The following is a 9,130-nucleotide window of genomic DNA, read 5'->3' as shown; positions in this document are numbered from 1 at the left end:
CGAAACCCCTGTTTGCTAACGCGAACAGGGGTTTTGTTTTGTCCGCAGGAAAGTGCCAATACCACAATCATTTGCGCCGACGACCTACATTGGAAAGTCAGTAACCTCTGTGCCTTACTCCATAGACCATTCATGGAGCGAAAATGATGTGGCAGCTGACGCAAAGCGCTCATCAATTCGTGACCGTTCATAACCGGCATACCCAAGTCTGAAATGATGAAGTCGAAGCGGCTACTCTTGGCCGCGTCCAGCGCCGTCGCCGGACGATCGAACGCGGTCACCTGTGCATCTTCCATCTCCAGGAGCATCTTCAAGGTTTCCAGCACATCCGCAGAGTCATCGACCAACAGAGTCGTTAATCCGCTCAGTCTTCCAGAGACCTCTTCAACCTGCTCCGGCGCCTCAGCGTCATACCCAGTGCCCAACCCTGCTGAACTGACCTCAACCGTGCCTCGTTGCGCTCCAACGCCTCAAACGCTTCGCGATCACGGAAGAAGTTGGTCACGCCAATAAGCATATCCTCCAGCAGCGACTTGGTTTCCCTAGGATTGTCTTGAAGGTAGCGGTAGTAGCCACTCAGGTCCGGCTGGCCGGTGACCTGCATCCGTCGTTCGATCCGGCGTAACACCGCGGCACGCTTGTAATGTTTGAAGTCATGACCGGTGCCGGTGCGCAGTTGGATCAGGAAGTCGTGAAGCAGCTGCTCGGCCAGCGCCGCATCACGCTCGAACACAGTGGCAATAGCCTGAAGTTCCGGGTCGTTCGCCGTCGGCAGGCGAATTTCGCAAGAGTTGCAACACAGTTCCAGTAGTTTTTACGGCATCTCTACCACCGGCAGCACTAGATCGACCATCCGGGTTTCAACGGCGGCGCGAGGCATTCCATCGAATTCAGCGTCTTCCGGTGCTTGATCGAGCGTAACCCCCGTATTCCTTGATACGCGACAAACCGACGGCGCCATCAGTGCCCGTGCCCGACAAAACGATGCAGAACGCGCGCTCTCGGTGTACTTCGGCCAAATCGCGGAAGAACAGGTCGATCGACGCGTAGCAGAAACGCAGGATTAACCTGTTTGATCGTTGCACCTTCATATATTTAACCCGTAATTCAATGACTACCGTCTCAAGGGAATGGCACCTCAGGCCGATAACACTGACGGTCCCAGAAATATCCTTCAATTGCCTGGAAATCTTCGATGCTGTCGTATCACCAAAAGCGTTTCCTGATCGTTGATGATTTCTCGGATTTCCGCAGCTCCGTCAGGTCAATGCTGCGGGAGCTGGGCGTCAAGGATGTCGATACTGCGGACACTGGTGAGCAAGCGCTGCGCATGTGTTCGCAGAAGGCCTACGATTTTATCCTGCAGGATTTCCATCTGGGCGACGGCAAGAAGAACGGTCAACAGGTCCTCGAAGACCTCATGGTCGATAAGCTGATCAGCCATGAAAGCGTGTTCGTGATGGTCACTGCGGAAACCAGCCAGGCCATGGTGTTGAGCGCTCTGGAACACGAGCCTGACGCCTATCTGACCAAACCATTCAATCGTGCCGGACTGGCCCAGCGGCTGGAACGGCTGGTGCAGCGCAAGACCTTGCTCAAGCCGATCCTGCAAGCGCTCGATCGTGGGAAACCGATAGAAGTGCTCAACGCTTGCATCGCCTTGTGCAAGCAGGACATCCGTTACTCGCCGTTGTGCTTGCGCTATCGCGCCGACGCCCTGCGTGACCTCAATCAAAACGAAGCGCTGGAGCGTTTGTACGACGGCATCATCGCTGATCGGCCGCTGCCCTGGGCGTTTGCCGGGCTGGGCAAATTATTGTTCAAGCGCGGGCAAGTCTTACAAGCCAAGGGCGTTTATGAAAAAGCCCTAAAAGTGTTTCCGATGATGCCGGCGCTCTACGACGGCATGGCCGATGTTCTGGTTTCTGAAGGTGACACCAAGGCGGCTCAGCGGGTGCTGGAAGAGGCCGTTCGCATTTCGCCCCTGGCGGTGCGTAGGCAGGCGCAGCTGGGCAAGCTGGCGATGACCAACGAGGATTTCGATACCGCGTCCAAGGCTTACCGCCAGGCCGTGGCACAAGGTGCCCAATCGCGCTTCAAGGACGCAGAAAGCAATCTCGGCCTGGCCCACGCCTTGATCAGCAAAGGCAGTGAGAAGGGGCTTGATACGCGGACCCGTCTGGAGATCAACACAACATTGAGCGCCGTCGCCAAGGAAAACCCCTCTGATCCCGGTCTGCAGATCCGTGCGCGATTGATGAAAGCCACCAGCATGTTGATCAACGACGCGGAAACCGCCGAGAAGCTCACCGAACAAGCCATACAGCGGCTCGACGGCATGGAAAACTTCATGAGCGCCGAAGCCGCGCTGTTAGTGGCAAAGCAACTGCAAATGCTCGGGCAGCCCGAGGCCGGCGCATCCATGTTGAAAAACTGCGCGGAAATTTACGGTGACGACCCGACGGTAATGAAGGGCATCGCCAAGTTGACCGATGACCCGACCATTCTCAATGCCGGCAACGTCGCTGCTGATCTTAATCGCATAGGCGTGCGGATCTACAAAACCGGCAACCTGGTCGAAGCGCGTACGGTGTTCCGCAAGGCCCTGGCGCTGCAGCCGAAGAACATCAGCATCGCGCTGAACCTGGCGCAGTCATTGCTGCATGGCACCGATACCAGCGTGCCGTCGGCCGAACTGGACGAGTGCCAGACCTGCTTGAAGATGGTTGGCTTGATGCCTGACACGGACGTGCGTTCTGCGCGTTATCAGAAACTGAAATCAAAGGCGTTCGGCGGATGAACCAAGACGACCCGGCACTGGACTTTTCCACGGTGATTGCTTCAACCGTACACGACATGAAGAACTCACTGGCCTTGGTGATGCAGGCCCACAACCAATGGTTGGCCCGTTTTCCCGCCCCTGTTCGGCAGTCGCCGGAGCAGGGTGTGATCGAGTTCGAGTTTGCGCACCTCAACGCTATGCTGGTGCAGTTGCTGGGACTGTACAAACTCGGTGTCAACCAGATGCCGTTGCAGCCGGCTTACCATGAACTGGACGATTTCATCGAGGCGCAACTGGCGTGTCACCAGGACGTATTCGTCAGTCGCTCGATCATGGCGACCTATGAAGTCGACCCGTTGAGCCCGCTGGGTTTCTTTGACCGAGAGCTGATCGCCACAGTGCTTGGCAACTGCATCAACAATGTGATCCGTTACGCGCGGCATGCGGTGTTGATCAGCGCCAGCGATGTCGCCGGGCAGTTAGTCATCACCGTCAATGACGATGGCGAAGGTTATTCCGCTGAAATGCTCGAGCGTCAGGCGGATTACGTGCAGGGCATCAACCACACCACGGGCAGTACGGGGTTGGGCTTGTACTTCGCCGGTCGAATTGCCGCGCTGCATCAGCGCAATGGTGTGGGTGGTCGCACCGAAATCAGCAATGGCGGACCACTGGGCGGCGCGGTGTTCAGTCTTTATCTCCCGTGAGAAGTACGGCCCGGCAAGCGCCGCTGAAGCCTACATTTTTTTGAGCGCTGCTTGATATTCCGAACACGCGGAGCCTATTTTGTACGGGTCGCCGTTCGCGGCTCGCACAATAACAAGGATAGCGTCATGACAACCCAGGGCCAGGGCTCACTCGCACAGCGATTGACGGGCATTGATGAGATTGAGTGTGTCACACCGGATTTGAATGGCGTACCCCGTGGCAAGGTGATGACCGCCGAGGGTTTTCTCGAAGGCCGCCGTTTGCAACTGGCGCGCGGTGTGCTGCTGCAGTGCATCATGGGCGGATACCCGCCGGCACGCTTTTATGGCAGTGATGATGGCGATCTCGCGCTGGTGCCTGATTCTTCGCAGGTCTATCGCTTGCCGTGGAGCAAGCAACCACGAGCCTTCGCCATTTGCGATGCGGACGAACTCACCGGCGAAAGCTCGAATCTATCGACCCGCGGCCAGCTTAAAGCGGTCATTGCCCGCTACACCGCCCTCGGTCTGGCGCCCGTCGTGGCGACCGAGCTGGAATTTTTCATATTTGCGCCCAACACCGACCCCACTCAACCCTTCCAGCCACCCATTGGCCTGGACGGTCGACGTGAAGACGGGCAGTCGGCGTTCAGTGTCAGTTCCAACAACGGCTTGCGGCCCTTCTTCAATGAGGTCTATGAATGCATGGCAGCGCTTGGCCTGCCGCGCGATACGTTCATGCACGAAATGGGCGTCAGCCAGTTCGAGATCAACCTGCTGCATGGCGATCCGCTGCTGCTGGCCGACCAGACGTTCCTGTTCAAGCATCTGCTTAAAGAAGTGGCCCTCAAACATGGCCTGACCGCAGTCTGCATGGCCAAGCCGTTGGCGCACACGCCGGGTAGTTCGATGCATATTCACCAGAGCATCGTCGAGGTCGACACGGGAAATAACGTGTTCAGCGACAAGGCTGGCGAACCGACCCCGATCTTTCGTCATTTCATCGCCGGTCAGCAGGCAGGCATGGCCGATTTCACCGCGCTGTTCGCGCCAAATGTGAACTCCTACCAGCGCTTGTGCCATCCCTTCGCATCGCCGAACAATGCTTGCTGGTCCCACGACAACCGAGCCGCCGGGTTGCGCATCCCGGCCAGTTCGCCGGTCGCTCGTCGGGTTGAAAACCGTTTGCCAGGGGCTGACGCCAATCCCTATCTGGCGATTGCGGCCAGCCTGGCAGCCGGGTTATATGGCATTGAAAACACATTGGAGCCCAGTGAGCCAATACAGGGTGAATTCGAGGTGCCGGACAATCTTTCATTGCCGTGTACCTTGCATGCCGCTCTTGAGCGTCTGAAACGTAGCCAATTGGCGAAGGAACTGTTTGGCAAGGAGTTCATCGAAGGCTACATCGCTTCGAAGTCCATGGAGTTGACCAGCTTCTATGATGAAATTACTCCCTGGGAGCGACGTGTTCTGGCAGCCCAGGCCTGACGAATCATCGTCATCGGGCTATCTTTTCGGATAGTCCGACACTTACTGCAAGGAGCCGCTCGGAACGCCGATGCGCCAAATCTGGAAATCCTTTCGAGCGTTGTATTTCGCTTCGCTGATGATGTTGATCGGCTCGGGCTTGTTGAGTACCTACCTGGCCTTGCGCCTGGCAGCCGACAACGTCGACAGTTTGTGGGTCGGTGCCTTGATGGCGGCCAACTACTTCGGCCTGGTGCTGGGTGGGAAGATCGGTCACCGATTGATTGCCCGTGTCGGGCATATTCGGGCTTACGCAGCGTGTGCCGGTATCGTCGGCGCGGCCGTGTTGGGACACGGATTGGTCGACTGGCTGCCCGCCTGGCTGTTCCTGCGGGTCATCGTCGGTTTGGGCATGATGTGCCAGTACATGGTCATCGAAAGCTGGCTTAACGAACAGGCCGAAGCCAAGCAGCGCGGCCTGGTGTTTAGCGGCTACATGATCGCCTCGTACCTTGGCCTGGTATTGGGTCAGTTGATTCTGGTCATGCACCCGGCGCTCGGCCTCGAGCTGCTGATGCTGGTCGCCTTGTGTTTTGCGCTGTGCCTGGTGCCGGTGGCCTTGACCCGACGGATTCACCCTGCACCCTTGCACCCTGCGCCGATGGAACCACGGTTCTTTATCAAGCGCGTACCGCAGTCGTTAAGTACGGTGCTGGGGGCGGGGCTGATTGTGGGTTCGTTCTATGGTCTGGCGCCGCTGTATGCCTCCCAGCAAGGACTGTCTACCGAGCAAGTGGGCTTGTTCATGGGTAGCTGCATTTTTGCTGGCCTGCTGGTGCAGTGGCCGTTGGGATGGTTGTCCGACCGTTATGATCGGGCGCTATTGATCCGTTGCTTCGCGTTCAGCCTGGCGGTGGCTGCATTGCCGCTGGCGATCATGAAGCAGGTGCCGCTGGAAGTGCTGTTTATCACCGGTTTCTTCTGCTCCCTGGTGCAATTTTGCCTGTATCCCTTGGCAGTGGCTTTTTCCAACGACCACGTCGAAGGCGATCGCCGGGTGTCTCTGACAGCGATGCTACTGGTGACCTACGGCGTGGGTGCCAGTATCGGGCCGTTGGTTGCCGGGGTTCTGATGAAGCTGTTCGGCAGTCAGATGCTCTACGCGTTCTTCAGCTTCTTCGCGTTGGTACTGGTCTGGCGGATTCGTCCGAAAGCCGTCACCAACCTGCATCAGGTGGACGATGCGCCGCTGCATCACGTGGCCATGCCGGACAGCATGTCGAGTTCGCCATTGGTAGCGGCCCTTGACCCTCGAGTTGATGAGCAGGTGGTGCAGGATCAGATGCAGAACCCGATCACACCAGAGCCGGAACCGGAACCAGAATCAGAGCTGCAAGAAAAACCTGAGACCGACCCGTCGCCGCCAGACCCTGACGAAGGCCGCGAGCAGAGCTTCACCGAAGCTAGGCCCTGAGATTCACGCACAAAAAAAACGGGCAGTTCCCAAAAGGACTGCCCGTTTTTTATTGAAGCGTTAACTCAGAGGTCGTCTTTGTCGAAACGCCGTGCTTCGCGCTGAAGCTGATAGACGAATCTTTCGACCTGACGCTGCACCAGCCCGCTCATGTTATGAAAGCGAACACCGGCGAAGGTGGTGGAAATCTTTTCTTCGAAATGCAGGTAACGCAGTTCGACGGGGGCCGTCATTTTGCCGAAGGGCAGGGCGGCAGCAAATCGGTCGTAGACCTGCCCCAGTTGCAGGCTCGAGCTGATATCGCCGTCGAAGCGCAATTTGCAGCCAGTAGCAGAGATGTCCAGCAGCTTTCCGCTGATCGGTGCCTTGAGCTTTTCACCGTCCAGATCGACGCTAACCAGCTGTGCCAGTTTAAGAGCAGCGCGGAATGCGTTACGGCGCTGGTGATAAACCACTTCGTCGGGCATCGGACCGTGGTAGCAGCGAGTGCCAGCCGTTTCGTCGATGGTCAGCGCGCCATTGCTTTCCCAGGCGATGCGAACACCATCGTGGAAGCCTTCGACCTTGAACGGTTCGCCGGCGAGCAGGAAGCGTTCACCGTCCCGTGGAATCATTTCGTCAAGCGAGATCGTGCCGCTGTCACGGTCAATACCCACCAGATAGCTCTGGAAGCGCTGGCTGCGCTCATGGAACGTAATGATCAGAGGGTCGTGGCTGTCTTGCAGCTGACGTAGGGTGCCGGAGATCTCAAGGGGCGTTGCGAGCACCTTGGGTGGCTGCGGAGCATCTTCCGCGCTTGAGGCATTGAACACGGTTCATCAATCTCCAGACAAAATTTGACTGCGGCTAGCCAGCATTTTGCCAGCATGTTTCTCGTCTTGATAGTGCGGGCTCATCGGCGGGTTCAAGCCTGACTGAGAGGCCCCCGCTTCGCGAGTACAGAGGTCGATCCGCGGGCGTCATAAAGCGCTGGTGTGTCGCCGCCGTGGAGGATTTTCAGCTGGGTAGCCGTGGCAGCCTGTTGCATCATGATGGACTGGCCATTGCTGACGTTGGTGCTCTGGCACTGGGCCAGTAGATCGGTGAGAACATCACTCTGAGCCAGCAACTGATCGCCAATGCTCGATTGGGCGGCCAATTGCTCCAGACCCTGGCGATTGATCGGCAGGTTGAGGCTGGCGAGGATCGCACTGCGCTTGCGGCCATGCTGTTCAAGCAAAATGATCAATGCCTGCTTCTGCGCCAGAATGTCTTCGAGCAGTCGCATGTCGCGACCATGCAACGCGATGGCCTCGGTTTGCAATAACTCGAGCAATTGTTGCGCTGGAGCAAAGTCGTCGATGATCAGTTGCAGTAAATTAGTATCGTGCATGGCTGGCCTTGGGTTTTAAGCGTCCAAAAGCCTCGCGCAGACCGGAGCCTAGCGCTGGGCTTCGAAGTTGAGCAGTTTGCTGGCTACACGGTTGCTGTCGACTTTATAGCTGCCATCGGCAATCGCTGCTTTCAACTCTGCCACGCGGGCATTATCGACAGCGGGCTGATCGCGCAGCTTGTCAGTGACCTTTTGCAACTGCTGAGCCTCATTGCTGAGGTGTACCGATTCCCCGCTTTTGACGGTAGTGGCCTCTGCGGCCGGGGTATTCAGCGGCGCGGACTTGGCGGCTTCGGCCGTGTCCTTGCTGGCGCTGGTACGTGTACTGCCCGTAAGTGACGAGGAGCTGTTAAGACGGCTGAAATCGATGACCATGATCAAAAAACCTCTGGGTATTTGGACGCTTGCCATGTTTTCGGCCAAACCCTGGAAAACTTTAGACTCATTTATCAATGAGCTTGCGCGCGTCAGCACTTGCCCTGGATGAGTAACAGTTTAGGGAACAGTCGAGCGGCGCGCCATCTAAACACCAATACCCGAGGTACTACATGGCGACTTCCACCTGGCCGGGCGCGATAACTTGCGCCTTGATGACCCGCTGGGAATTCAGGTTTTTTACGCGTATCTGGTCTCGCAAACCACCGTTGGACAGCGCTTCTCCCGGCATGCGCACGCTGAGTGTGCCGCTACGGGCGGTAATCACCACCTGATCGCCCTTGGTGATGACTTCCGCCTGCTCGATGTTCACCAGCGTGATCAGTTGATCGGCGACCATTGGTCGGGTCAGTTTTTGCCCGATCGCCTGATCCAGCGAAGTCAGGTAGCCCTGGCTGATCAGGCTGATGTCACGCTCGCGCAGGATCACATCGTCGGGTTCGACAACACCGAGGCGACGCAGCGGTCGGGTGGTGGTAACGACGTCGCGGAACAGCCGGACTTGAGCGGGTACGAACACGGTCCAGGGGGCGGCGCCCTCGCAGCGAACCTTGACCGTAACACGCCCCAATGGCTTGGCCGGACTCTCCAGGCTCGCTGTCAATTCCTTGTCGCACATTGGCATGCGCAGACGCGGATCGAGCTGGCTGACCTGGATCTCATAACGACCTTCAGTTTGACTGGTCGCCAAATAGTCTTCTACGGTGAATTCAAGAAAGCCCTGGGTGACGCCGATAAGCATGTCAGGCAAGGTAACCGCATCAGCAAGGGCAGGGCTGCCAGCGTTGAACAGGCAAACGGCCGACATCGCGCAAAGCGATTTGCGAAAGTTTGAGGTCAGGCGTCGGAAAAATGTCGGTTCTGTGTTCATACGAGTTAAAAAGCAAGCGCCGTGCCGTTTAGCAATGAAT

10 protein-coding genes and 1 pseudogene are annotated in these 9,130 nt (G+C 57.4%); 4 read left to right on the top strand and 7 right to left on the bottom strand.

Annotated features, from left to right (window positions below):
* From AC3ZVB_RS09270 to AC3ZVB_RS09260, 3 genes and pseudogenes are all read right to left on the bottom strand, one after another.
* The coding region (locus AC3ZVB_RS09270) for a response regulator (protein ID WP_490146350.1) at positions 1-347 on the bottom strand (347 nt) is incomplete at its 3' end.
* A gap of 17 nt (positions 348-364) precedes the next feature.
* Complete coding sequence (locus AC3ZVB_RS09265) at positions 365-733, bottom strand: hypothetical protein (RefSeq protein ID WP_490146349.1); 369 nt, start codon at positions 731-733, stop codon at positions 365-367.
* An 81-nt stretch (positions 734-814) separates the two neighbouring features.
* A pseudogene (locus tag AC3ZVB_RS09260) lies at positions 815-1,091 on the bottom strand (chemotaxis protein CheB).
* 104 nt (positions 1,092-1,195) lie between these two features.
* Here AC3ZVB_RS09260 and AC3ZVB_RS09255 point away from each other — a divergent pair.
* From AC3ZVB_RS09255 to AC3ZVB_RS09240, 4 genes are all read left to right on the top strand, one after another.
* Complete coding sequence (locus AC3ZVB_RS09255; RefSeq protein WP_490146348.1) at positions 1,196-2,800, top strand: response regulator; 1,605 nt, start codon at positions 1,196-1,198, stop codon at positions 2,798-2,800.
* Entirely contained in the window at positions 2,797-3,489 is a 693-nt protein-coding gene (locus AC3ZVB_RS09250; protein ID WP_490146347.1) for a sensor histidine kinase, read from the top strand. Before AC3ZVB_RS09255 ends, AC3ZVB_RS09250 begins: the two co-directional genes overlap by 4 nt.
* 228 nt (positions 3,490-3,717) lie before the next feature.
* Entirely contained in the window at positions 3,718-4,959 is a 1,242-nt protein-coding gene (locus AC3ZVB_RS09245; protein ID WP_490146359.1) for a glutamine synthetase family protein, read from the top strand.
* Positions 4,960-5,029: 70 nt separating this feature from the next.
* Positions 5,030-6,412, top strand: coding sequence for an MFS transporter (locus AC3ZVB_RS09240; protein WP_490146346.1), 1,383 nt, complete (start codon positions 5,030-5,032; stop codon positions 6,410-6,412).
* Positions 6,413-6,477: 65 nt separating this feature from the next.
* Here the strand turns inward: AC3ZVB_RS09240 and AC3ZVB_RS09235 are convergent, their stop codons facing one another.
* The 4 genes from AC3ZVB_RS09235 to flgA form a co-directional block, all read right to left on the bottom strand.
* The gene (locus AC3ZVB_RS09235; protein WP_490146345.1) at positions 6,478-7,224 is read right to left on the bottom strand and encodes a flagellar brake protein; all 747 of its coding nucleotides are present in this window, start codon (positions 7,222-7,224) and stop codon (positions 6,478-6,480) included.
* 92 nt (positions 7,225-7,316) lie between these two features.
* Positions 7,317-7,784 carry a flagella synthesis protein FlgN gene (locus tag AC3ZVB_RS09230; protein WP_162437929.1) on the bottom strand — a complete coding sequence of 156 codons (468 nt, stop codon included), beginning with the start codon at positions 7,782-7,784 and terminating at the stop codon, positions 7,317-7,319.
* 48 nt (positions 7,785-7,832) lie between these two features.
* The gene (flgM, locus tag AC3ZVB_RS09225) at positions 7,833-8,159 is read right to left on the bottom strand and encodes a flagellar biosynthesis anti-sigma factor FlgM (RefSeq protein ID WP_162437930.1); all 327 of its coding nucleotides are present in this window, start codon (positions 8,157-8,159) and stop codon (positions 7,833-7,835) included.
* Between the two features lie 169 nt (positions 8,160-8,328).
* Positions 8,329-9,090, bottom strand: a complete 762-nt coding sequence (gene flgA / locus AC3ZVB_RS09220) for a flagellar basal body P-ring formation chaperone FlgA (RefSeq protein WP_162437931.1) — start codon at positions 9,088-9,090, stop codon at positions 8,329-8,331.
* Between the last annotated feature and the right edge of the window lie 40 nt (positions 9,091-9,130).

The organism is Pseudomonas sp. MDV22-iso1 (assembly GCF_058145095.1).
Note: the sequence above shows the minus strand (reverse complement) of the source record. Positions and strands in the feature narration are given on the sequence as shown.

What these genes read in the sequence shown, in the direction of transcription:
- AC3ZVB_RS09255 (WP_490146348.1), top strand. Translation starts at nt 1,196, where the DNA reads ATGCTGTCGTATCACCAAAAGCGTTTCCTGATCGTTGATGATTTCTCG.
- AC3ZVB_RS09250 (WP_490146347.1), top strand. Translation starts at nt 2,797, where the DNA reads ATGAACCAAGACGACCCGGCACTGGACTTTTCCACGGTGATTGCTTCA.
- AC3ZVB_RS09245 (WP_490146359.1), top strand. Translation starts at nt 3,718, where the DNA reads ATGACCGCCGAGGGTTTTCTCGAAGGCCGCCGTTTGCAACTGGCGCGC.
- AC3ZVB_RS09240 (WP_490146346.1), top strand. Translation starts at nt 5,030, where the DNA reads ATGCGCCAAATCTGGAAATCCTTTCGAGCGTTGTATTTCGCTTCGCTG.
- AC3ZVB_RS09230 (WP_162437929.1), bottom strand. Translation starts at nt 7,784, where the DNA reads ATGCACGATACTAATTTACTGCAACTGATCATCGACGACTTTGCTCCA.
- flgM (WP_162437930.1), bottom strand. Translation starts at nt 8,159, where the DNA reads ATGGTCATCGATTTCAGCCGTCTTAACAGCTCCTCGTCACTTACGGGC.
- flgA (WP_162437931.1), bottom strand. Translation starts at nt 9,090, where the DNA reads ATGAACACAGAACCGACATTTTTCCGACGCCTGACCTCAAACTTTCGC.